We start from the raw sequence: 21,607 nt of genomic DNA on the forward strand, positions 1-21,607 counted from the left end.
GCATGTTGCGTGCTGGCCGGACTGCTGGCCGCAATCACCGCACATGCAGACGACAGCGTGCTGCGCGTTGGCTCGAAGCGCTTCACCGAGTCCTACATCCTCGGCGAAATCATCGCGCAAACCGCCGCGACGCAAGTGAAGGTCGAGCACAAGCAAGGCCTCGGCAACACAGCCATCGTGCTAGCCGCGCTGGAGGCGGGCAGCATCGACGTCTACCCTGAATACACCGGGACCATCGACCAGGAAATCCTGAAGCACACCAAGCCCGCCACGATTGAAGAACTGAACCGCGAGCTAAAACCAAAGGGACTGGGCGTCGCCGTTCCGCTGGGCTTCAACAACACCTACGCGCTGGCAGTGCGCAACGAGCCCAATGCCCCGCGTACCTTAACCGAGCTGGCCGCGCGCAAGGACATGCGCCTCGGCCTGTCGCATGAATTCATCGGCCGCGCCGATGGCTGGCCCGGCCTGTCGACACTCTACGGCCTGTACCAGCAGCCGCGCGGCCTCGATCACGGCATCGCCTACGAAGCCCTCGCGCAGAAGCAGGTCGACGTGATCGACATCTACTCCACTGACGCCAAGATCAGTCAATACGGCCTGCGCGTGCTCGATGACGACCGCCATTACTTCCCGCGCTACGACGCCGTGCTGCTCTACCGCCTCGACGCCGCCCAGCGCTTCCCCGCCGCCTGGCGCGCGATTCAGCAACTGCATGGCAGCATTAACGCGACCGACATGATCGCCATGAACGCCGCTGCCGAGCTGCAATCCCAACCCTTCGCCGCCATCGCCCGCAACTGGCTCGCCCGGCATCCCGCCGCTGACGTCGCCGCCGTCGCCGGAACGTCCACTGCGCGGCCCGCCGCGGCTGCTGGCGCGGCCAGCCCTGCGCCCGGCGCATCGCCGGCCACGACCGCCGCATCGTCGGCCACGTCGGCCGCATCACCGGCTACGACCGCCGCATCGCTGGCCACGTCCGCCGCTATCTCCGGCGCGACGGGCACCCCGTCCGCCAATGGGGACCCCGCCGCAACAAGCGCCGCGCTGGTCAAGCCTGGCTTGCTATCACGCCTGTTCGCCGACGACTTGTGGAAGCTCACGCGGCAGCACATTACCCTGGTGGCGGTGTCGGTCATGCTGGCCTGTGTGGTCGGCATTCCGCTCGGCGTTCTGGCCGCGTACAGGCCCGCGCTGAAGCAGCCGGTGATGGCCGCAGTCGGCGTGCTGCAAACCATTCCATCGCTGGCCTTGCTGGCAATGCTGATCCCACTGCTGGGCGCCATCGGCCCGCTGCCGGCGTTGGTCGCCTTGTTCGTGTACGCGCTGCTGCCCATTGTGCGCAACAGCTGCACAGGCATTGATGGCATACCACCAGGATTGAAGCAGGCAGCCGAGGCGCTGGGCCTGAAACCCGCGCAAAGACTGCTGCATATTGAACTCCCGCTGGCTACCCCCATTATCCTGGCAGGCGTCAAGACGGCCGCCGTGATGAGTGTTGGCACCGCAACGATTGCGGCCTTCATCGGCGCGGGTGGCTACGGCGAGCGCATCACGACAGGACTCGCACTGAACGACAACGATCTGCTGCTGGCCGGCGCCATCCCAGCCGCCGCACTGGCCCTGATAACGCAGGCGATATTCGAACTGCTCGAACGCGCCGCGCAATTGCGTCGCGTCAAGTTGTAAGCAGTTTCGACTGAAGGTAAAAATTTGTAAGTAACGGGTTGAGCGCACTGATCAGCGACTATATTGAAGTCGTTGATTCATCTCCCCAAAATCCCAACTGACACCTGGGTTTTCCCCACCCACGCATCACGAGCCGCGTGGGTTCTTTTTTTTCAGAATCAGGAACGCGCCAGCTTCGTCAGCGCATCGCCCGTTACGCGGCACACGCGCCAATCCGGCAGCACATCCGCGCCCATGGACTCGTAGAAATTAATTGCGTTCGAGTTCCAGTCGAGTACCGACCACTCGAAACGGCCGCAGTGGCGCTCGACCGCCAGCTGCGCCAGCGCAATCAGCATCTGCTTGCCGTAGCCGTGGCCGCGGCGGTCCTGCTTCACATACAGGTCCTCCAGATACAGACCCTTCTTGCACAGGAAGGTGGAGAAATTGTGGAAGAACAATGCATAGGTCACCACCTCGCCATCCGCCTCGCCAACCAGGGCCTCGCTCACTGGCTTCTCGCAGAACAAAGCCTCGTGCAGCATGGCTTCGTTGGCGACGACCAGGTGTTCAAGTTTCTCGAAAACAGCCAGCTCCTTGATCATGCCGAAAATCGCGGCGACGTCGTCAGGGCGGGCAAGGCGGATATGCAGATTGCTCATGATGCTTTCTTCAAAGTTAGGTTTTGACTTGCGGCGGGCGTGCCCGGCGTACGCAGCGCCCACGCCACACTGGACAGGCAGAGCGCCATGCCCAGCCATTCAAGCGGGCCGGGACGGAAATTCTCAAGACGGATCGACAGCAGCACCGAAATCACCGGCGTCACCACCCCGATATACACTGCCTTCTGCGTGCCGAGGCGGTGGATCAACGTGAAATAGCAGGCGAAGGCGATCACCGAACCGAACAGCGACAGGTAGAGCAAGCCGCCCCAATACTTCGGCGCAGTCGGCAGCGCGAAGGAGGCGCCGGTAATCACCGCCCAGCTGGTCGACAGCAAGGTGCCGAACAGCATGCCCCAGGCCATGGTCAGCAGTACATTCGGCGTGTGCTGACGCGCTTTCACTACCAGCGTGTTGCCGACCGTGCTGCAAATGGTCGCCATCAGCGCCATGCCCAGGCCGAGCAGGAAGTGTCCCGTGCCGCCCGACATGATCTCATTCAAGGACGCGGTAATCGAATTCCAGAAAAGAATAATCACGCCCAGCACCGCCAGGCTGCCCGTCGCATAAGTGCGCAAGCTCAGCGGCGTGCCAAAGAACAGGCGGCTGCAAATCGGATTCCAGAACACCATCAGCGCAAACAGCACGGCCACCAGGGCCGACACCAGGTATTGCTCGGAACTGTAGGTGAACAGATAGCTCAGCCCGAAGGTGGCAAAGCCGTGCAGCATGATCCAGAACAGCGCCTTGCGCGGCGGGAGGAGCTTGTCGCCGCGCGCCAGGCACCAGCCGAACAGCACGATAGACGCCAGTGCAAAGCGGTACACCACGGACACGACCGGCGCGACTTCACCCAATTGCAGGGTAATCGCGTAAAAGGTGGAACCCCAGATCAGGCAGGCAATAACGAAGAGGACGGAAGAAGGCATCCGGCGAGTATACGTCCTTTCCCCTGACCTTGCCATGAAGCTACTTCCGGTAGTGGCTATCAGAAGGGGACCTTCTTTCCTGCAACATCTTTTCATTTTTTTAACAAAGGATGGGTCACGAAGACTGCTTTTGTGAAACCATTTGAGAATTCGCAAACCTACCGCAGCGAATATTTGATCCCCCTCAATGCCCTTCCTCAGGAGATAAAAATGCCGAATGCCCTGGATTGGTTGGTCACGACTAAAAGTTCCCAGATGAGCAGCGTGTTTGCGATCGCGGACGCCCTGCAGCAGATGATCAATGCCTATCCGGCGGCGGGCGCGTCGACCAATTGGCAATGGCTGAGCGCGGTTCTTGACGGGAGCTCGACTAATCCGAACGTCGCCAACGCCGTCAGCGCATCGGTACTGGCGCAAGCCGCCATCGAATACAAAGCGCTCAACAAATTGCTGGGCAGCGCGCTGCCGGCTGCCGTGAAACCGCTGGTGCAGTCGACCGCCCAGCTGGCACAGGAGGCCGGCGTAGACTGGCCGCTGTTCGATTTGGAGAACGGCGCTGCGCCGGGAGCCTGGCAGTACGGACTGGAAACCAAATCGCATTGCACGGTCACCGCCTATCCGCAAACCGAATCCTCGCTCGGGTTCAAGATTCCGGCAGAGCACGTGGGCCTGGGCATTGCGCTGCATGGCGATGCGAGCGTTGATCTGGGCGCCAAGGGCGCGTTTTCATGGGGCAGCGTCAGCGCCGGTGCCAGCGCAGGGGCCAGCGCCATCCTCGAAGCGTTCTCCACGCCGGAGAACGACAAGCCGCTGGCCTGGGCGCTGGCCGATCTGCTGAAGGGCGTGCCCACGCCGGGCAAGCTGGAATCTCTGTTCGATAAGGGCAGCGGGCAGGCCCGCCCGCAGAGCATTCAGGCTCTGCACATGAAAGTCGACGGCACGCTGACGGCCACCGGCACTGTGAAGGTCGGCACCACCTTCGTGCAGAACAGCGCAGCGAATGTGCAAATGGCGAGCCTGGGTGTGGACATCGGCCTGTCGGCCAAGTTCCAGCACGATCGCGGCTACAACTTGCGCGTGGTGCTCGACGGCGGCAAGGCCCAGGTCGACCTGACCTGCAGCCGTGCCAACAGCAAGGAGCTGGGCGCGGGGCTGGATGCGGGGCTGTCGATCAGCGGCTATGCCAACAAACTGTCGCAGGCCATGCAGGAAGCCTTCCCCAGCGCGAAGCCCTTGATCGAAAAATTGGGGCCGCTGTCCGACATCCAGGGCTGGCTGCACGACAAGCTGGCCGAAGACCTCGACGGAGCGGCCGAGAACGCGGTGGCCGATCTGGTATTGGCAGGCTCGCCGGCCGCGCGCAAGACGCAGGTGCTGGCGCTACTGAATCAGGCGCTATCCGATGCCTGGCAAAAGGTTGGAATCGACTTCAGCGTTCTCAACACCGCAGACCTGGAAGCCACGGTCATGGATGGTGTGCGCGGTGCGCTGGATGCCAAAAACAATCCGAAAATCGAGCAGGCCATCAAGACGCATCTCCAGCCTGCTGTGGCCAACCTGTTCAAGAATTTGAAGAAGCAGGTGAAGAACGAAGTCGATCGCGTCAAGAAAGATGTCAAAGCCGCGCTCGGCAAGGATGTCAGTGCGCTGCTGGCCCCGCTCGATGAGGCGCTCAAGCCGGTTGACGACCTGATCAAGGACCTGCAGGCAGACATCAATAAACTGGACGCGCCGTTGCTGGAATGGCTGAACGCCTACGAACAAAAGCGCAGCATGCTGGTGAAGGCGATCACGCAAATTGCAGCCAGCCAGCTGAAGCTCTCGCTTGGGAGCGAAATCGCCACCACGCATGAGGAAGTGAGCCTGCTGTCGGTCACCTTCATCCACTACTCCTATGCAGGTGACGCGTTGTATCGCGGACTATGGCGCGGCGACTTGAGCGCACTGCCCGAGCTGATGGAAAGGGCTGCATCCGAACAAGCCATTCTGCCGGGCTATACGGGCTGGCTGGTCGACACGATGGTGCGCCAGAAGACCTATCGCTTCTCGCTGGACTTCTTCGGCCTGGGCTCGATCAGCGCCACGCGTGTTGGCCTGAGCCAGGTCGCGATCAAGGAAGACCTGCGCACACACCGCATTCTGGCCTGCACCAATGTCAACAGCTTGAATGATCGTCTGCTGGAATTCGGCAAATCGCAGGAAGGCAATATGGGCCTGACCCTGGATGCCTTCGCCACTTCCGGCAACGGCGTGCCGCTGACCTTGAGTTTCACGGAAACCGGCAAGAAGATCGATAAAGATGATGTGCAGATGTACTTCAAGACCATGATGGATGCCAGGCTGGTGGACGCTACCGTGGGCGACCGTGCATGGAAGCTGCTGCAGGCCAGCGCGGGCCAGCAGAACAATGTGCTGACCAATGCCATGCTGCGCACCCAGCTTCAACTGACCGGCGACGAGTGGCGCAAGCTGCTGCATCTGAAGTCCAGCGATGTGTACGACGCCACCTGCGCGGTAGTGCTGGACGTGGCGTCGGCGGCATGGGCGATCAATATTCCCGGCCATCAGCTGTCGCAGCCGATCCTTGAGCTGAGTACGCATTTCCCCGATGCCGACTTGCTTAAGCCGACTGGCCTGGTCAGGTGGTGCGCTCGAAATCACGGCACTGTCATCGGCGAGATCCAGGATGCGCTTGGGCCGCTGACGACGGTATGGAAGACCGCCTACATCAATACCTTCCTGCGCATCGGCATGCTTGGCACCGGCTTTGGTGCGGGCATCGATGTGCTGCAAGGGTTATCGTCGACGCTGGCGGCCCTGGCCGACGATCCATCGCAAATCAACAAGGCCGCATTGCAAAGTCAGCTCAGTCAGTGCAACACCGCGCTGCTGAAAGCGTGGGACAGCGCAGCCGGCACTTCGCTGCCCGCCTTCTTCACGCCGCTGCGCTTCCCCTGGCCGACGCTGGCTTTCTACGCCGCGCTGGCGCTGGCGGTCGGCCGTCCACGCGACCGTATCGGCTTGATCAATATGGTGTCACCAACCGGTACGGAACAAGATGCAGTGCTCGTGGTCTAAGCTCGTTTAAGACCTTGGGGAGACGCTGATGTCATCGAAAAAATTGAAGGCACTCACAGGCGCTCTACTGTTTGTTTCGCTCGTCCTCTTCGCCTTGCAGCAGGCCCTGCGCCTGCCTGCAGGCTATGGCGTCGAGGATTTTATGGGATGGACGAATCCCGGTGCGGTCAAAGCGGCACTTTACTATTGGGATAAGCTCCCGGCTTACCACCATGCCGAACGCTGGTATGTGTGGATCGATACGCTGGTGTTCATTCCAATCTACGCTAGCCTGATTTTGGGCGTAACGCGCAAAGTGTTCGGGAAAGTGGCGCGGCACTGGTGGAATCGTGTGGCGGAACTGTTGGCGTATGCCGCCTTGATTCTACTGGCCTGCTATGACCTGGCAGAGAACGCAACGGGATTGGCACGCATGTACTGGGGCGAAGCGCCGCTGTTTTTGTCCAATAACGCCGACATCTTCCATTCGAAGAAATTCTTCTTCATTTCCGTCGCCATTCTTCCATCTGCCTATGCGGCAGTCATGTGGTGGCTTGGCATCGACAGCACCGCGCAGCAGGCGCAGCTGCGCCGGGAGAAGTGGCAGGGCATGATGGGCGTGATTGGGCGCAGCCGTTATGTGCTCGCCGCCTTGCTGCTGTTTGCCGGTTTCACCTTGTTCCTGGATCAATGCCGCGACGTCGTGCTTGGCATGGTCGGCAGCGACTCGCCATTGTTTTTCAAAGTATCGGCAATCGCCTTGAATGCTTTGGCCTGTGCTTTGTTCGCCTATTCCTGCTGGCTTTGGACGCGGCTGGTGGAACAGGTGAAACGCTGCACGCTGCCATCATCCAGCAATGCGGATGTCAATCAATGGATCGGCCGTTTCGCCCAGCAATGGGCAAGGCTGCTGTCGCTGATGCCTGCCTTGATGCTGATGCGCCTGTTTGGCTATGTGACTGGCGACGCGTTGGCGGGCTTGCGCATGGAAGCGGGTACGGCCAGCGAGGCGGCACAAAACTCGCTGTTCTGGCTGCAGTTCTTCGCCTTCCTCGTACTGGCTCTGTGGGGAGCGTTTCTGTGGAAGCGGCAAAAGCTGGCATTGGCACGGCCGGAGGAGTATTACAACTCGCGCGATTTGCCACAGCTGCTGAAGGATGAGCCCAGCCGGGTCGCAGGCTGGCAGGGCAAGCTGGCGTATTTCATCGGACCGACCAATCTGCCCCTGCTGGCCTTGGGCCTGATGCTCCTGATACGGGTGCTGCGGGTGACCATGCCAGAATCTTTTAATGCGCCGTTTGCCTTCGCCGAGCTTTGCCTGAGCCTGACGTGGTGGCTGGGTGTGGCCGGCGTGGTGTCATTGGTCGAGCAGAAGAGCTCAATACCGTGGGGCGCATTTTTCATTGTGCTCGCTGGCGTCTTCGGCGTCATGCAGTGGACGGACAACCACCAGTTTTCCGTGGCGGCTGCGGGTGCCGGCAACGCTGGCGCCAGTTCGCCGGCTCTGTTCCTGCCCGCAGTGCTGATCGGCTGTCTGGCAACGACATGGATCGTCTTCACAAAGCGCTATGCAAGGCGGGAGGGCAGCCAGAACCAGGGACTCGCCCTGATTTCATGCGCGCTGGGTCTTGGCGTGGTATTGGTTGCCGTGTTGTGGGTGGCCGGGCGCACTGCTCCATATAGCCCGATGCTGGGCGTGGAAAAGGAAACCAGGCCGACTCTGCAAAAGGTATTGGATGATCACGGCCTGAAAGGCAAGCCGCTGTACCTGGTTGCCTCAGAAGGAGGCGGCATACGCAGCGCCTATTGGACGGCCTTGATGCTCGCCAAGCTGCATGAGATGCCGGGTTTCGATGAGCGCGTGCTGGCAATCAGCGGCGTCTCTGGTGGCGCGATGGGCGCTGCGGTGTATCGGGCTTGCCTGCGCCGTGACCGCACGCACGTCATGGACTGCGTTGAAACGGGGTTTCGCAAACTGGATGCCTTGTCGCCGCTGGTGGAGTCGCTCATGCTGGAGGATGTAGTTGCCCGCGTCATTCCAACCAGTTTCTGCGCCGCGCCGGGATGCGGCTACATGAGCCGCGCTATCGCCTTTGAACAGGAGTGGATTGAAGCCTTTCCCGAAATGGCCGAGCCTTTCGGTCCCGCGCGGAAAGGCGAGCCGGAGCTGCTGCTGAACAGCACGGGGGTAGAAAGCGGCAATCGCAACACCTTCTCGACCATGCAGCTTGGACTATCCGACACGCCATCGAATGACGACATCATCACGGAATTGAAAAGGGAACCGCGGCTTGTTACGGCCGCGCATGCCGCTGCACGCTTCCCGTTTATCAATCCGCTGGCTCTTGTGGAAGACAACGAAAAGGCGCGCTGGCACCTGGCCGATGGCGGCTATTACGACAACAGTGGCGTTACGGTCCTCATTGATCTGGTGCTAGCCATGCAGCAGAACAAAGTTGAGCGCAAGGTAAAGCTGATCCTGATCCGCAACGGGCAAATCGACGCGAGCTGCGGCAAGAAGTTGTCGCCGGACGCGCTCGTGACATGCCTGAAGGAGGTCAGCGAACGTCAATACGAGGGGCCGCTCAACGTGCCGCTGCGGCGGCCGGGGCAGGCACTCTATGCGGACGCCGTGGGTCCGCCAACAGCCTTGTTCAACGTTTCAGGCATTGGTGCACATGGCCGTTATCCGCCGGGTTCCAGCATCTGGCCGAAAGGCACCCATTGCTTGCTGGACCAGCAGAATGGCGTCAACCTGGCGCCACTGGGCTGGTACTTGTCGCACACGGCTCGTGAGGCGCTCAGAAAGCAGGCGGACAAGGTGGCTGTCGCCAGCTGCCTGGCAGACAGCGCAGAGCCAGCGCCGGCTTCAGTAGGCCAGATTCAGGCGTCGATACAGGAAGCCCAGCACAAATAGTGGGCCGATCAGCAGGAAGCGCAAGTCATCGAAGAATGACGGCTTCTTGCCTTCGATCTTGTGGCCAATGAACTGGCCGATCCATGACAGCACGAAGATCAGGATACTCAACGGCAGCACCGCGGGACGGGGCAGGGCGGCCAGCACCAGCAGCATCACAGCCGCCATCGCCAGCATGCCCAGCGCGAAGCTGGTCGACAGCTTGAAGTAGTAGACCAGGCTCGCCACCACGGCCACCACGGCCAGCAAAGGATGCGCGGCCCAGATCAGTCCCAGCAGCGAAAACACGATCAGCGGCACGCACACGCAATGGATCGCTTCATTGGTGGGATTCAGATGGCTTTCGCTGTACTTTTCCAGCAGGGTGTCGATGGTACGCGCATCGCTCATAGTGTGTCTCCGAAGGTTTTGATTATTTAGCACTACCGTTCGATTCTACACCTGTACAATGGCTCGATGTCACTAAAACGCTGCTTCGATCCTGTCGTCAACCAACACACGCGCATTCTCCTGCTAGGCAGCCTGCCAAGCGAAAAGTCGCTCGTGCTGCAGCAGTATTACGGCAATCCCCAGAACCGGTTCTGGCATTTGGTTGGCGAAGTGATCGGCGTGGACCTTGTGCCGTTGGATTATCAAACGAGGTTGTCTCGGCTCTTGCATCACGGAGTCGGTTTGTGGGATGTCGTTGCGAGCGCACGTCGATCCGGGAGTCTGGACAGCCAGATCCGGGACCAGGCAGGTAATGATATCGCCGCGTTGGCTGCATCTTTGCCGAAGCTGAACGCGATCGGTTTTAATGGTGGAACTGCGGCCAGGCACGGGCTGAAGCAACTTGGTGCTTTGGCGGAGCGGTATCGGATTGTGGTGTTACCTTCGTCGAGTCCAGCGCACACGCTGGCGTACGACAAGAAACTGGAAGCCTGGATGGGATTAAAGGATTATGTGGGGTAGGCCCGCCGTGCATGAATACTGGTACTCGGCCAAGCGTGTTTGGGGAGGGCGTAGCGCCATCGCGTGGCAAGGATGGACCATCGATGTTGGCATAGCGGTATTGTTCATCGTTGCGGGACCGTGGTTTCGCTCGCCGCGACATCCCGTTCTTCAACTTTCCGTCTTTTTCGGCGTTCTCTTTCTGCGTGCCGCAATCGCACGCTGGAAAGGCGAGCCTGACGAGTGAAGCAGCTTCGTGAATTCTGAAATCCGATACCGTCAGGCGAACGCTGACGACATTCCCGCGATGTCCGCAATCCGGCTGATGGTGCGCGAGAACGTGCTGCGCAATCCCGCCGCGATCACGCCGCAGATGTACCTGGACTATCTCTCCAAACTGGGCCGCGGCTGGGTCGGCGAACTGGATGGCCGCATCGTCGGCTTCTCCTACGCCGATCGTCAGGACAATTCGATCTGGGCCTTGTTCATCCACCCGGACTTCGAAGGCCGAGGCATCGGCACAGCCTTACTGCATCTCGCCACCGGCTGGCTGTTCGCAGAAGGCGCGCGCCGCATCGCCCTTGGCACAACACCTGATACGCGGGCCGACCGCTTCTACAAAGCGCTGGGCTGGGTGCGCGGCGAAATGCGCAATGCTGGCGAAGTCGAGTTCACCTTGCGATGTCCTTCAATGTGACGGGAAAATCGAGCATGCTAGACTGAGCCCACGAAGTAACCATTTCTCCTCTTACATCAGTCCTAGCTTCAATCACAGCCACCCAACGACGGTGATTTGACCTGTATCAAATGGCGATCCGCATAGTTCGCATGAGCGCCCCTACAATGGTGAGGGACGCGAAAGGAGCGGGCTATGACTACCACCGAAATAAAATCTGATACTGAAGTACCAAGTGCTGCGGACGTTCAAGCAGTCCTCGCCATAGTTGCGACCGCGACTATGGCTAAGCCACCTTCCCCGCCGTCCACGATATGGGAGAAGAGAGTTGAACGCTGGCAGGGAGTCATTGGGATACTTGTTCTGGCGATCATGATAACTATATTGACGCTCGCCGGACTTGCTGTGCCAGTCAAAGTAAAACTGTTGTATGAAGTAGCGATGATTCTTTTGAATTTAATGCTACTTCTTTGCTACCTCATGTGCTTCGGTATAAGCCTTGTCGGCATTTCCTTCCTATGGCGACTAGCGACAAATCCATATGCGCTATTTCTTCAGCATGTCGATCTTGTGAGCCAGTTTGATCATCCCAGCGTGGATGCGCTGAACCAATGCAGAAAGAATGCGCTGCAATACGTTCTTACTCATTACAAATATCAGCGCTTGGGATATGAGAGACGCGCTGGAATGATTGCGGGCGCAATAGAAAAAGTTGGCCTGCTGCCGGCGCTGGCTGGGCTCATTATTCTGCTATCAAATTTATCCAAGGCTGGAGTTACGATTGGATTGTCAGATTTCATAGGCCCAGTGCTGCTGTCTTTCTATGGTATTGGAGTGCTCTCTGCGCATATGACACATCGCATGGACAGGGTCATTGCACTTCTTGAGTACAGCCTGCAACTAAAGAAATAAAATTTAAGCAGTGTATGGAAACTCAATTTCAGAAACTGGTTGCGGAGGCATTGGCCTTACCTGAGGCCTTACGAGCGACTGTCGCGGTGGTACCATGTTCCTGCCAATAACCAAAAGAGGAGCAAGAATGCCCACCGTCGATCCGCGCATTGACGAATACATTGCCAAGTCCGGCGAATTCGCGCAGCCTATTCTGAGCCATCTGCGGGCGGTGATTCATGAGGCGTGTCCGGATGTGGAGGAGACCATCAAGTGGAGCATGCCGTTCTTTTTGTATAACGGGATGTTGTGCAATATGGCGGCGTTCAAGCAGCATTGTGCGTTTGGGTTCTGGAAGGGCGAGCTGCTGCTGGCGGAGGCGGACGATAAGGGCAAGGAGGCGATGGGCCAGTTTGGACGCCTCGCGTCGGTGAAGGACCTGCCGGCGAAGAAAACCCTGGCGAGCTATATCAAGCGCGCGATGGTGCTGAATAACGAGGGTGTAAAGGCGCCGTCGCGGGAAAAGAAGGCGCCGCGTCCGCTGGATGTGCCGGACTACTTCAGCAAAGCGTTGAAGGCACAGCCCGCAGCGAAGAAGCATTTCGAAGCCTTCTCCACCAGCGCCAAGCGCGAATACGTGGAATGGCTGGAGGAAGCGAAAACCGAAGCGACCCGCCTGCGCCGCATGGACCAGGCCATCGAATGGATCGCTGAAGGCAAGCAGCGCAACTGGAAATACCAGAACTGCTAATTGCGGCGCAGCTTCTGCAGCCAGCTGTCCCAGGTCTCCAGCTGAATGAAGGGTTCGAAGGACATCTCGAACGCCTGGCGCTCCACCGCATCCACTGCGCGTCCGCCGATCACGACATAGTTCACGTTGATGTCGCGCGCGGCCTCCACCTGCAGCGGCAGGCGCGGCCCGGGGAACGAGTTATACGCGGGATGTCCCTGCTCCACGCGGTCGCGGATGCGATGCGCCATGGCGCGGAATTGCGGATACTGGCGCACGATATAGCCCAGCCGCGACGAAATCTGCGCCCGCGCTTCGTCCAGATGGAAGGCCGTGCCCTTGATTTCGACCAGCGTCACGTCCATGCGCGAGCGTCCGGAGAATAGGGCAAAGTCCACGAAGCCGCTATCGACAGGGAACTGGCTGAAGGCAATGTACTCCTCCTCCGGCTGCGCATACAGCTCCGCGATCAGCGACAAATCCTGCGCAATCAGGTGATGCATCTCCAGCGCCGTCGCGCCTTCCTCGATCAATGAACGCAGCTGCTCCACGGGTATGCGCTGGCGCAGGATCTCATTGCGCCGGTTGAGCACCGCCACGCTCTCCTGCTGCGGCCTGTCGATATAAGGATTGATCTGCACGCGCAGCTTGTCGATCTGTGCCGCGAGGCGTGGATCATCCAGCGTGTGATGCTCCAGCGCGATCTCCGCGCAGCCCAGCAGGGCGGCAGCATCGGCGGTGCACAGCTTCTGCCAGTTCGGCAGGCCATCCACCTCCGTCACCAGCGCAAACGTGGCCTCGCTGAGATGATTGGCTTCGTAGTGTTCAACGATGCGGGCCGATTGGTCGATATGGCCCGCATCGATCAGATGATGACGCAGCGATTCAATCGAATTCGCCACCGAAGAACCGGTGTTCCTGTCACCCAGGTCGGTGAGCAGGGCGGACACGCGGTCCGTATGGAAAAGGCGCACGCGGCAAATCGAGTCGTGCACCGAATCCCGGTGCGCCTGGTAGCGAAAGATGAAATCGCTGATCTTCATCGTGGCATGACGAGCACCTGTAGTCCGGATGGGGTAGCAGGCGCGTGATAGATACGCTGCGTGGCCTTCTGGAAGTCCTCCGGCTTGGCCTGCGGGATGCTGACAAACGTCTGAGGATTCAGATCGATCAGCGGGAACCAGGAGCTCTGCACCTGCACCATGATGCGATGGCCGCGGCGGAAGGTGTGGTTCACGTCGCCCAGGTGATAGCTGATGGTTTCCACTTTGCCCGGCGTGAAGGGTTCCGGCTTCTCGAGGCTGTTGCGGAACTTGCCGCGGATCGGATTGCCGCGCACCAGCTGCTGATAGCCGCCCAGTTTCAGCGAAGGCGGTGGCGTATCGCTCGGACGCGTACCGTCGCCGCCGGCCGAAGGCATCTCCTGCGGATAGACGTCGATCAGCTTCACCACGAAGTCGCTGTCCGTACCGGAGGTCGAAACGAAGAGCTTGGGCGTGACGGGACCGGCGATGGTCACATCATCTTCCAGCACTTCGCTCTGGTACACCACCACGTCCGGACGTGAAGCGGCAAAGCGCTGGTCGGACACCATGTATTCCTTCGGCACGCCGGTGGCCGGATAGCCGATATAAGGCACCGGCTTGCGCGGATCGCTCACATACTCGTCAAACGCGGCGGCGGCAGCAGAAGGCTGGTTCCACGGCAGCGTGCCGTTGGCCCCGAAGTACAGCATCTGCGACTTGGCTTGCTGCGGCGGCCAGGTGGCGTACTGGCGCCAGACATTGGTCCCGGTTTCGAAGGCGTTCACTTCGGCGATCGGCTTGTCGGCCTTCTTATCCTTCAGATTCTGTTCGAAGAAGGGGAACAGCAGCTTCTTGTTGAAGTATTCGCTGGTCTTGCTGTCGAAATGCACCGCGCCCAGGCTCTTGCCTTCCTGGCCTGCCCAGCCGCCGTGCGTCCACGGGCCGATCACCAGGCCGTTGAAGATGCCGGTGTTGTTCTTGCGGATCGAGTTATAGGTGGTGAACGGGCCTTGCGGATCTTCCGCATCGAACCAGCCACCGACGGTCAGCACGGCCGCCTTGATGTTCTTCAGGTGCGGCGCGATATTGCGCGACTGCCAGAACTGGTCGTAGGTGTCGTGGTCGATGGTCGGCTTCAGATAGGCCAGTTGCTTCGGCTGCAGGTCCGCCAGAATGCCGGACATGGTCAGGCGCTGCAGGAAGTAATCGTAGCTGTCCGCCGTGCCGTAATCGAAGCGCTCGCGCACGCGGGCCGGCGGCGCTGGATTTTTCTCCTCGGTGAACGAGGAATAGAAGTCGAAGTTCCCCGACAACATGAAGGCGCCGCCGTGATAGGAATCGTCGCCCATGAACAGGTCCGTCACCGGCGCCTGCGGCGAAGCGGCCTTGATCGCTGGGTGCGAGTCGATGATCGAGGCCGAGGTGTAGAAGCCCGGGTAGCTGATGCCGTAAATACCGACCTTGCCGTTATTATTGGCCACGTGCTTCAGCAGCCAGTCCACCGTGTCGTGCATGTCCTGGCTCTCGTTGCCTTCGCCTGCCGCCTTGTTGGCTTTCACATGCGGCGTCATCTCCTGCCATTTGCCCTCGGACATATAGCGCCCGCGCACATCCTGCCGCACGAAGATGTAGCCGCTGTCCGCGAAGTCTTGCGGCAGGCCAAAGCTCTTTGGGTAGTAATCCACGCCGTAATGCGACTCGCCGTCCTGATACACGCCCACGCTGTAAGGGGTACGCTGGATCAGGAAGGGATAGGGCCTGGACGCATCCTTCGGCACATAGACCGCCGTGAACAGGCGCGCGCCATCGCGCATCGGGATGCGGAATTCGTATTTGGTGTAGGTGGCGCGCAGGTCCGGCTTGTCCTTGTCGTCAGGCGCCGCGTGGACGGCGCCTGCAAAAGCCAGTGCGAGAGAAAGGGCGAGTGGGGTCAGGTGGTGGCGTTGCATAGGTCCTTATTTAATTAGTTCCTGCTTCGGGTCGAAGACGGCCCTTATCATACAGGCGCAGGCGGTCAAGCTTGGCGGCATACAGATCGTGGTCGCCGCGCGTGGTGCTGTTGCTCATCGCAAGGCGCATATGCTTGTCGGCGGTTTTGAAATCACCCAGTTCGAAGGCGGCTTTCGCCATCCAGAAGTGGAACTCGTGATAGTAGGGCGCACGTTCCAGTTCACGGGCGAACAGGCCGCGGGCCTTGCGGTAATCGCCTTCATCCATGGCTTTGCGGCCCAGGTTGAAGTAATAGAAGGGCGGTTGCGGTTCCAGGCGATCCAGCTCCGCTTTGACCACCAGGGCTTCGGCTGTGAGGCCTTCGCCGTTCAGCACCTGTACCAGGTTGAACATGGTGATGGTGTTGCGCGGATCGCGCTGCAGGGCAAAGCGCAGCACACGCTCTGCATCGGCCAGCATGTCGTGGCGCTGATAAACGATGGCCATGGTGTTGTACGAATACAGGAAGCCGGGATCGGCCTGCATCGCACCGCGCGCCCACCAGTAAGCCTCGTCCAGCCTGCCCTGCACCAGCGCTTCGGCAGAGCGGTTATTCATGAACATGGCGATGATGGTCTGCTGTGTGATCGCTTCCTTTTCCAGGCGCTCGGCGTCGGCTGGCGGCAGGAAGTCGATGGTCACGTAATAGGCGCGGTCATATTGGCCTGGACGCGTGTCCATCACCGGTTTGCCCAGCACCAGGTTCACGTGGCCGTTGTTGAGATACAGGCTGCCGGCGCGGCTCCAGGTGTCTTCGCCCGTGATCCGCTGGAACGTTACGTCCAGCCCCAGGTCCTTGGCCAGTGCGGCGGTCATGATCACGAGGGACAGGCAATTGCCCATGCGCGCATCGAAGGCCTGCGCGGCGGTGCGGGTGATCTCGGAATCGTATTCGATGCGCAGCTGGTCGCGGCGGTACAGCGCTTCAAACAGCGCCTCGTGCGTATTGCGGCCGTGCAGGGTCTGACGGATCTGCGCCACGTAGTCGCGCATCTGCGGCGAGAGCGCAAAGATCTGGTCGGCCGTCAGTACGCTGTCCGGCTTCTTCTGGAAAGCACTATCGTTGAATAGCTGGACTGCCGGCGCTTCGGCCACCGGCGGCTTGGTGCTTGCGCAGCCCGTGACCAGCGCTGCGGCAATAATCAATATTGACAGATGTTTCATGGCGCGTCTCCCCCATGAAACAAGTATCCTCGGCTATTTTGGTGATGTCAATTCGGCGCTGACTTCCTGTACGCCGAGGGTGGAAAGGGCATCGCGCAGGTCGTCGAGTTCCGCTTCCAGATCGCTGCCCGCGTCAAATGGGCGGCCGGCGGAAGCCAGCAGCGTGTCGCCGTCGAACAGCTCGACACGCAGCATGCCTTCGCCGCCTTGTTCGGCTGGCGTGACCACGGCACGGGCCGGACCGCTGTGCGCCCGCAGGGCATCGCCGAACTGCGCCATCATGGCCAGGGTCGCGTGTTCCAGACGGCCTTGCTGCAGTGCGCCGTAGAACAGGTCCTGGTACAGGAAGTTCAGGCGCAAGGACTGGGCTTTGTCGCCGCGTGCCAGGATGCGCTGCAGCAGCGGCGCGGCCGCCTCGGTCCAGGCCTGGTAGCGCTCCATACGGGCGGCGAAGTATTCGTCCTGCGCCGCTTCATCTTCAGGGATGCGGTAGAACGCATCGTCGGCGCGCTTGTAGGCAAAGCCCAGCAGGAAGCGCAGCTCCACGGCTTCATCGTCCGAGCCGAAGGTGGTTGGCGACCAGCCGGAGATGCTGCGCTGCAGGGCAGGAGCTTCGCGTACCTTCTTGTCGGTCAGCGAGACGGCGGCTTCGCGCACCATGGCGTTCAGCTGGCCGTAGGTGATGCGCTCCGCTTCGTTCAGGTCATAGGCGTGCTGCACCAGCACGATTTTGGCTTTGGGGCTTTCCAGGCCGCCGCTGCGCAGGCTTTCCACCAAGGCAGCGTAGGCTTGCTCGTCCTGGAAGCTGTCCGCTTCGGACAGGCCGCCCTGGCTATGCACGAACACTGGAATGGCAAAGGCGTTGACTTCCATCTCCGGACCGTCTTCGCGATGCAGCAGCAGCGTGCCCGCGTGTTCCTCAATGGTGTCGCGCAAGAGCTGGTAGCCGGCGCTGTCATCAAAGCGCGCAATTTCCAGCGCGCCGTACAGGATGTCGTTCTTCTGCTGGTTCAGGTAGCGGCGAATCTGGCGATGAAAGTCCAGCTCATATTCGCTCATGTCCTCGTATTCCTGCTCGGCGACGGTGAGCGCGAGTTCGGCCAGCGCCTGGCTCAGGGCATCTTCTTTTTCGGCAGGCGCCGTGTGAGACTTGCGGAGGACGGGCTTCTTATTCTTGGGCATATTCCGGGCGGCGCCCGGAAGCGCCTCAATGTTCGATGTGGAAGGTTTCGTGCAGTTCGTCGAGCAGGTCGGCGGTTTCGTCTTCGCTCATGCCGAGATGCTGGCAGGCCAGCTCGCCGCCTTTCGCCCACTCGGGCGATTCAGGGTTGCCATGGTAGCGCTGAATGGCGCGTTCCGCCAGCACCGAGCCCGCCACCAGGGAGCGGATGGCGTCATCCGTGGCGCCGTCGGCCAGCACTTCATAGTCGTGATGGTGCAGGATGGCCCAGGACACGTCCGGCGAGAGCCCCCAGTTGCGGGCCAGCAGGCAGCCGATGGAGGCGTGGTTGGTCATGTGGCGCGCATCTTCCACCGCCGTGAATTTCAGCGTGGCGCTGCCGGAGGCGCGGTCCAGCGTGGCGGCATAGTCGCTGAAGCGGTTCATCAGGATCGGGATGCCGATATCGCAGAACAGGCCGAAGGTGTGGGCGATATCCGGCGGCGCCAGGCGCAGGCGGCGCGAAATGAACACCAGCGCCTGGGCGCGGCGCGCCGACATTTCCCAGAACTGGTTGAGCGACGCTTCATTGCCCTCGATGGCCTGGCGGGCCAGCAGGCCGGTCAGCAGGGCGGCGCAATTGGTAATGCCGAGGAAGTTGATGGCCTGTTCCACCGACTTGGCCTTGCGCTGAGCGCCATAGAAAGGCGAGTTGGCCAGCTTCAGCAGCGCACCCGACATGCCCACGTCATTGGCAATGATGCGGGCGATATTGCGCGGCGACGGATCTTCCCGGCCCAGTTCAGCTTGCAGGTCGACGAGCAGGCTTGGCCGCGGCGGAATACGGATCGAGCGCAGAAGGGCTTCTTCTGCGGTGTCGGCTGGCGCCGGCGCTGCTGCTGTTGTCATTTTGCTTCCACTGAACTGCGTTAAACGGACCGCTGTCATTATCGCCGCATCTATCCACTACGGCTCATTTATCAGAAGAAATATTTTATCGTTTGTTGCCCAAGTGCATGATTTTGATAGCGTTTTGGCAGGCCAATCGGACAAGCTTGCAATGCTTGCTACAATCGCCGGCATGACCAGACTAATCGCAGGAATCGACTTTGAACGTCCCGCACACGAGGTGGCACGCAAGCTCATCGGCGTGACCGTGCTCGTCGATGGCGTCGGCGGACGTATCGTGGAAACCGAAGCTTATGACCGCGAAGATCCGGCATCGCATGCCTTCACGGGACGATCTGAGCGCAACTTCGCCATGTTCGGTCCGCCGGGACATGCTTATGTCTACCGCTCGCACGGCTTGCATTGGTGCCTCAACTTCGTCTGCATGGAGGACGGGCACGGCGCGGGGGTGCTGATCCGCGCGCTGGAGCCGGTGGAAGGTCTGGAGGCCATGCACGCGCGGCGCAAATTCGATGACGTGCACATCCTGTGCGCCGGGCCTGGGCGTTTATGCCAGGCCATGGCCGTCACGCGCGCCCACAACGCCATGGCGCTGGACGCGCCGCCATTCGAACTGCGTCCCCGCACGGGCCAGGTGCAAGTCGTTGCCGGCCCGCGCATCGGCATCAGCAAAGCCGTCGACGTCCCCTGGCGCTTCGGCCTCGCCGATTCGCCTTACCTCAGCAAGCCGTTCCGCTAAGCGCTCGCGACCCGCGCTCGCGCTGCCGCGCGTTCGCCGCGCCGTCGAACGCGCGGTAATGGGCATCGGTGCTCGCCGGCTCGGCGTCGGGCGCGGGCGGCCGGTCCAGCTCGAAGACTGCGATCGCGCTGGCGAGGTGGCTGGCCTGCTCCTCCAGGCTGGCCGCCGCAGCGGCAGCTTGCTCGACCAGCGCCGCATTCTGCTGCGTCACGTCATCGATCTGCACCACGGCCTTGTTCACTTCAGAAATCCCCTGCGCCTGTTCCGCGCTGGCAGCGTTGATGCGCTCGATCACGTCGTTCACCTGCCGCACCGACGCCACGATATCGCCCATGCTATTGCCCGCCACGCCAACCGACGCGGCGCCGCGGTCCACCGTGGCCACCGATTCCGCGATCAGCGCCTTGATCTCCTTCGCCGCCGACGCCGAGCGCTGGGCCAGCGTGCGCACTTCCGCCGCAACGACTGCAAAGCCGCGTCCCTGCTCTCCGGCGCGCGCCGCCTCCACCGCCGCATTCAGGGCCAGGATATTGGTCTGAAACGAAATCCCATCGATTACGCCAATGATCTCCACGATCTTGCGCGAGCTGGCGCGGATCGAGTCCATGGTGGACACCGCCTGCGCCACCGCATCGCCGCCTTTTGAAGCAAGATCCGACGCCACCGCCGCCAGCGCGCAAGCCTCGCGTGCGTTCTCCGCGTTCTGGCGCACCGCATTGGTCAGGCTATCCATTGCGCTGGCGGTTTCCTCCAGCGACCCTGCCTGCATCTCGGTGCGCGTTGAAAGATCCATATTCCCGGTTGCGATCTCGCGCGCCGCCGTGTCGATCGAAACAATGGATTCGCATATCGTGCGCAGCGTCGTGTTTAGACCCGCAATGCTCTGATCCAGCACACGCGACGTCTCAGCAATTTCATCCTTGCCCCGACTGGACGCCTGCGCCGTCAGCTTGCCCGCCGCCAGGCTGCGCACCGTGCCGCCGATCAGCGCAATATCGCGCAGCAGGGCCGCCCGAACGCGCATCGACACCAGCAGCGACAGCGCCACCGATAGCGCGGCAATGCCCGCCATCGTCCCGCCCAAAGAACGGAAGTCGCCGCGCGCCTGCGCGAAAGCCGTCTCGCTCAGCGTCTTCTCCAGCCCCGCTAACCGCGCCAGCTGCGCGTCCAGCGCCTCGAACTGCTTCTCGGCTTTGGACATCGCGTTGGTCGCAATCGACTGGTCCAGCTGGGCCAGATCGATCGTCTCCAGCACGCCGCGCCGGTAAGCGTTGAGCGCCTTCAGTGAGGCCTCTACGATCGGCTTCTCGTCAGGCGAAGCCACTTCCGCCAGCGCGCGCAACTGGGTGCCGATGGATGCATGCCGCGCGCGAATCTGGGCAATCAGCGCATCCAGTCTCTCCTTGGCGAAGCTGCCGTTAATCCACGCCAGCAGTTGATAAATATTCGCATGCGCAAAGCGCGCTTCGCCCGCCACGTCCGCCGCTGCCTTCAGCCGCGTGGCCCGTACCTGCACCAGGTTTTCCATCGACGCGTTCTGCCGCACCATACCCATCCAGGCGCTGGTGGCGGTCGCGAGCAGCAGCACCAGCACCATGCCGGGCGCCAGCAGCAGTTTGGGTCCGATCCGCAGTTTGTTCAACATGGCGCTACTTCTTGTAGATGCCCGCTTCCAGCACCACATCGCCGACGCGCAGGATGTAGGTGGTCTTCGGTTCGATCTTGCCGGTCTGCGGATTCTTGTACATGTAATCGACCCAGCCCTTGCCCTTTCTGGCCGCCAGCTCGATGATCTCGCGGCGGTACTTCTTGCCGCTGGCGTCCGGCACATCGGTCAGGTCCTTACCGACGATGGTCGGATTGAAGGGATGCGCCAGCACGATGCCGGTGTTGATGTCGCGCATATCAACGTACAGAGATCCCTGCACGAATTCGGCGTCCTTGGCAGCGATCCTTTTCATCATTTCATCCTTGCCGTGGGCTTTGATGTAGGCCGCGCCGCGTTCGGTCATGGCGATGGCGTCTTTTTCCGTGGGCTCTTCGGCGGCATGCACGCTCGCCGTGGCGAGCACGATCATTGCGGCGGACAACACGCGTTTCATGGTCGATCTCCTTGCGGGTTCGGGAATGCTCAATGTACGACGCTGTTGCTTTGAGGAAGT

18 protein-coding genes are annotated in these 21,607 nt (G+C 60.9%); 8 read left to right on the forward strand and 10 right to left on the reverse strand.

Annotated elements, in window-relative coordinates; genetic code table 11:
- Positions 1 to 9 precede the first annotated feature (9 nt).
- Entirely contained in the window at positions 10 to 1,689 is a 1,680-nt protein-coding gene (locus AB4Z19_RS13035) for a glycine betaine ABC transporter substrate-binding protein (RefSeq protein WP_442027672.1), read from the forward strand.
- A 158-nt stretch (positions 1,690 to 1,847) separates the two neighbouring features.
- Here AB4Z19_RS13035 and AB4Z19_RS13040 read toward each other — a convergent pair whose 3' ends face one another.
- Together AB4Z19_RS13040 and AB4Z19_RS13045 are read right to left on the reverse strand one after the other, a co-directional pair.
- Positions 1,848 to 2,330: a GNAT family N-acetyltransferase gene (locus tag AB4Z19_RS13040; RefSeq protein ID WP_442035389.1), complete on the reverse strand. Its 483-nt coding sequence runs from the start codon at positions 2,328 to 2,330 to the stop codon at positions 1,848 to 1,850.
- Positions 2,327 to 3,259, reverse strand: coding sequence for a DMT family transporter (locus AB4Z19_RS13045; protein ID WP_442035390.1), 933 nt, complete (start codon positions 3,257 to 3,259; stop codon positions 2,327 to 2,329). Before AB4Z19_RS13045 ends, AB4Z19_RS13040 begins: the two co-directional genes overlap by 4 nt.
- 210 nt (positions 3,260 to 3,469) lie before the next feature.
- Here AB4Z19_RS13045 and AB4Z19_RS13050 point away from each other — a divergent pair, with 210 nt between their 5' ends.
- Both AB4Z19_RS13050 and AB4Z19_RS13055 read left to right on the forward strand, forming a co-directional pair.
- Positions 3,470 to 6,337: a hypothetical protein gene (locus AB4Z19_RS13050; protein WP_442027777.1), complete on the forward strand. Its 2,868-nt coding sequence runs from the start codon at positions 3,470 to 3,472 to the stop codon at positions 6,335 to 6,337.
- Positions 6,338 to 6,365: 28 nt separating this feature from the next.
- Entirely contained in the window at positions 6,366 to 9,233 is a 2,868-nt protein-coding gene (locus AB4Z19_RS13055; protein ID WP_442035391.1) for a patatin-like phospholipase family protein, read from the forward strand.
- Here AB4Z19_RS13055 and AB4Z19_RS13060 read toward each other — a convergent pair.
- Positions 9,186 to 9,623 carry an Mpo1 family 2-hydroxy fatty acid dioxygenase gene (locus AB4Z19_RS13060; protein WP_442035392.1) on the reverse strand — a complete coding sequence of 146 codons (438 nt, stop codon included), beginning with the start codon at positions 9,621 to 9,623 and terminating at the stop codon, positions 9,186 to 9,188. The two genes, AB4Z19_RS13055 and AB4Z19_RS13060, sit on opposite strands and share 48 nt — an antisense overlap.
- A 66-nt stretch (positions 9,624 to 9,689) precedes the next feature.
- Here AB4Z19_RS13060 and AB4Z19_RS13065 point away from each other — a divergent pair, with 66 nt between their 5' ends.
- The 4 genes from AB4Z19_RS13065 (at position 9,690) to AB4Z19_RS13080 (ending at position 12,481) form a co-directional block, all read left to right on the forward strand.
- Positions 9,690 to 10,184, forward strand: coding sequence for a DNA-deoxyinosine glycosylase (locus tag AB4Z19_RS13065; protein WP_442029427.1), 495 nt, complete (start codon positions 9,690 to 9,692; stop codon positions 10,182 to 10,184).
- Between the two features lie 235 nt (positions 10,185 to 10,419).
- Positions 10,420 to 10,860, forward strand: a complete 441-nt coding sequence (locus tag AB4Z19_RS13070) for a GNAT family N-acetyltransferase (RefSeq protein ID WP_442029425.1) — start codon at positions 10,420 to 10,422, stop codon at positions 10,858 to 10,860.
- A gap of 174 nt (positions 10,861 to 11,034) precedes the next feature.
- Positions 11,035 to 11,751, forward strand: a complete 717-nt coding sequence (locus AB4Z19_RS13075; protein ID WP_442035393.1) for a hypothetical protein — start codon at positions 11,035 to 11,037, stop codon at positions 11,749 to 11,751.
- A 127-nt stretch (positions 11,752 to 11,878) separates the two neighbouring features.
- Positions 11,879 to 12,481: a YdeI/OmpD-associated family protein gene (locus AB4Z19_RS13080; RefSeq protein ID WP_442029306.1), complete on the forward strand. Its 603-nt coding sequence runs from the start codon at positions 11,879 to 11,881 to the stop codon at positions 12,479 to 12,481.
- Here AB4Z19_RS13080 and AB4Z19_RS13085 read toward each other — a convergent pair.
- The 5 genes from AB4Z19_RS13085 to AB4Z19_RS13105 are packed head-to-tail and all read right to left on the reverse strand — an operon-like array spanning position 12,478 to position 18,706.
- Positions 12,478 to 13,503 carry a Shedu anti-phage system protein SduA domain-containing protein gene (locus AB4Z19_RS13085; RefSeq protein WP_442029307.1) on the reverse strand — a complete coding sequence of 342 codons (1,026 nt, stop codon included), beginning with the start codon at positions 13,501 to 13,503 and terminating at the stop codon, positions 12,478 to 12,480. The two genes, AB4Z19_RS13080 and AB4Z19_RS13085, sit on opposite strands and share 4 nt — an antisense overlap.
- Positions 13,500 to 15,434, reverse strand: coding sequence for a CocE/NonD family hydrolase (locus AB4Z19_RS13090; RefSeq protein ID WP_442035394.1), 1,935 nt, complete (start codon positions 15,432 to 15,434; stop codon positions 13,500 to 13,502). The genes AB4Z19_RS13085 and AB4Z19_RS13090 overlap by 4 nt, the downstream gene beginning before the upstream one ends.
- Positions 15,435 to 15,444: 10 nt before the next feature.
- Positions 15,445 to 16,638 (reverse strand): tetratricopeptide repeat protein, encoded by a 1,194-nt coding sequence (locus tag AB4Z19_RS13095; RefSeq protein WP_442029064.1) that lies wholly within the window; start codon positions 16,636 to 16,638, stop codon positions 15,445 to 15,447.
- A gap of 33 nt (positions 16,639 to 16,671) precedes the next feature.
- A complete protein-coding gene (locus AB4Z19_RS13100; protein ID WP_442035395.1) occupies positions 16,672 to 17,820 on the reverse strand; it encodes a DUF2863 family protein in 1,149 nt (382 codons plus the stop codon).
- A gap of 25 nt (positions 17,821 to 17,845) precedes the next feature.
- On the reverse strand, positions 17,846 to 18,706 hold the full coding sequence (locus AB4Z19_RS13105) for an HDOD domain-containing protein (protein ID WP_442028703.1): 861 nt from the start codon (positions 18,704 to 18,706) through the stop codon (positions 17,846 to 17,848).
- A 172-nt stretch (positions 18,707 to 18,878) separates the two neighbouring features.
- Between AB4Z19_RS13105 and AB4Z19_RS13110 the strand changes: the two genes are divergently transcribed.
- Positions 18,879 to 19,445, forward strand: coding sequence for a DNA-3-methyladenine glycosylase (locus AB4Z19_RS13110; RefSeq protein WP_442035396.1), 567 nt, complete (start codon positions 18,879 to 18,881; stop codon positions 19,443 to 19,445).
- Here AB4Z19_RS13110 and AB4Z19_RS13115 read toward each other — a convergent pair.
- Positions 19,426 to 21,090 carry a methyl-accepting chemotaxis protein gene (locus AB4Z19_RS13115; protein ID WP_442035397.1) on the reverse strand — a complete coding sequence of 555 codons (1,665 nt, stop codon included), beginning with the start codon at positions 21,088 to 21,090 and terminating at the stop codon, positions 19,426 to 19,428. The genes AB4Z19_RS13110 and AB4Z19_RS13115 overlap by 20 nt on opposite strands.
- Positions 21,091 to 21,094: 4 nt before the next feature.
- Complete coding sequence (locus tag AB4Z19_RS13120) at positions 21,095 to 21,547, reverse strand: cache domain-containing protein (protein ID WP_442026256.1); 453 nt, start codon at positions 21,545 to 21,547, stop codon at positions 21,095 to 21,097.
- Positions 21,548 to 21,607: the final 60 nt, after the last annotated feature.

Origin of the sequence: Pseudoduganella sp. RAF19, assembly GCF_052114165.1 — a bacterium.
In the GTDB taxonomy this organism is placed as follows: Bacteria; Pseudomonadota; Gammaproteobacteria; order Burkholderiales; family Burkholderiaceae_D; genus Rugamonas.

Excerpts from the sequence above, each read along its gene's own strand:
- AB4Z19_RS13040 (WP_442035389.1), bottom strand. The coding sequence starts at position 2,330 with ATGAGCAATCTGCATATCCGCCTTGCCCGCCCTGACGACGTCGCCGCG.
- AB4Z19_RS13045 (WP_442035390.1), bottom strand. The coding sequence starts at position 3,259 with ATGCCTTCTTCCGTCCTCTTCGTTATTGCCTGCCTGATCTGGGGTTCC.
- AB4Z19_RS13050 (WP_442027777.1), top strand. The coding sequence starts at position 3,470 with ATGCCGAATGCCCTGGATTGGTTGGTCACGACTAAAAGTTCCCAGATG.
- AB4Z19_RS13055 (WP_442035391.1), top strand. The coding sequence starts at position 6,366 with ATGTCATCGAAAAAATTGAAGGCACTCACAGGCGCTCTACTGTTTGTT.
- AB4Z19_RS13060 (WP_442035392.1), bottom strand. The coding sequence starts at position 9,623 with ATGAGCGATGCGCGTACCATCGACACCCTGCTGGAAAAGTACAGCGAA.
- AB4Z19_RS13065 (WP_442029427.1), top strand. The coding sequence starts at position 9,690 with ATGTCACTAAAACGCTGCTTCGATCCTGTCGTCAACCAACACACGCGC.
- AB4Z19_RS13075 (WP_442035393.1), top strand. The coding sequence starts at position 11,035 with ATGACTACCACCGAAATAAAATCTGATACTGAAGTACCAAGTGCTGCG.
- AB4Z19_RS13080 (WP_442029306.1), top strand. The coding sequence starts at position 11,879 with ATGCCCACCGTCGATCCGCGCATTGACGAATACATTGCCAAGTCCGGC.
- AB4Z19_RS13085 (WP_442029307.1), bottom strand. The coding sequence starts at position 13,503 with ATGAAGATCAGCGATTTCATCTTTCGCTACCAGGCGCACCGGGATTCG.
- AB4Z19_RS13090 (WP_442035394.1), bottom strand. The coding sequence starts at position 15,434 with ATGCAACGCCACCACCTGACCCCACTCGCCCTTTCTCTCGCACTGGCT.
- AB4Z19_RS13095 (WP_442029064.1), bottom strand. The coding sequence starts at position 16,638 with ATGAAACATCTGTCAATATTGATTATTGCCGCAGCGCTGGTCACGGGC.
- AB4Z19_RS13100 (WP_442035395.1), bottom strand. The coding sequence starts at position 17,820 with ATGCCCAAGAATAAGAAGCCCGTCCTCCGCAAGTCTCACACGGCGCCT.
- AB4Z19_RS13105 (WP_442028703.1), bottom strand. The coding sequence starts at position 18,706 with ATGACAACAGCAGCAGCGCCGGCGCCAGCCGACACCGCAGAAGAAGCC.
- AB4Z19_RS13110 (WP_442035396.1), top strand. The coding sequence starts at position 18,879 with ATGACCAGACTAATCGCAGGAATCGACTTTGAACGTCCCGCACACGAG.
- AB4Z19_RS13115 (WP_442035397.1), bottom strand. The coding sequence starts at position 21,090 with ATGTTGAACAAACTGCGGATCGGACCCAAACTGCTGCTGGCGCCCGGC.
- AB4Z19_RS13120 (WP_442026256.1), bottom strand. The coding sequence starts at position 21,547 with ATGAAACGCGTGTTGTCCGCCGCAATGATCGTGCTCGCCACGGCGAGC.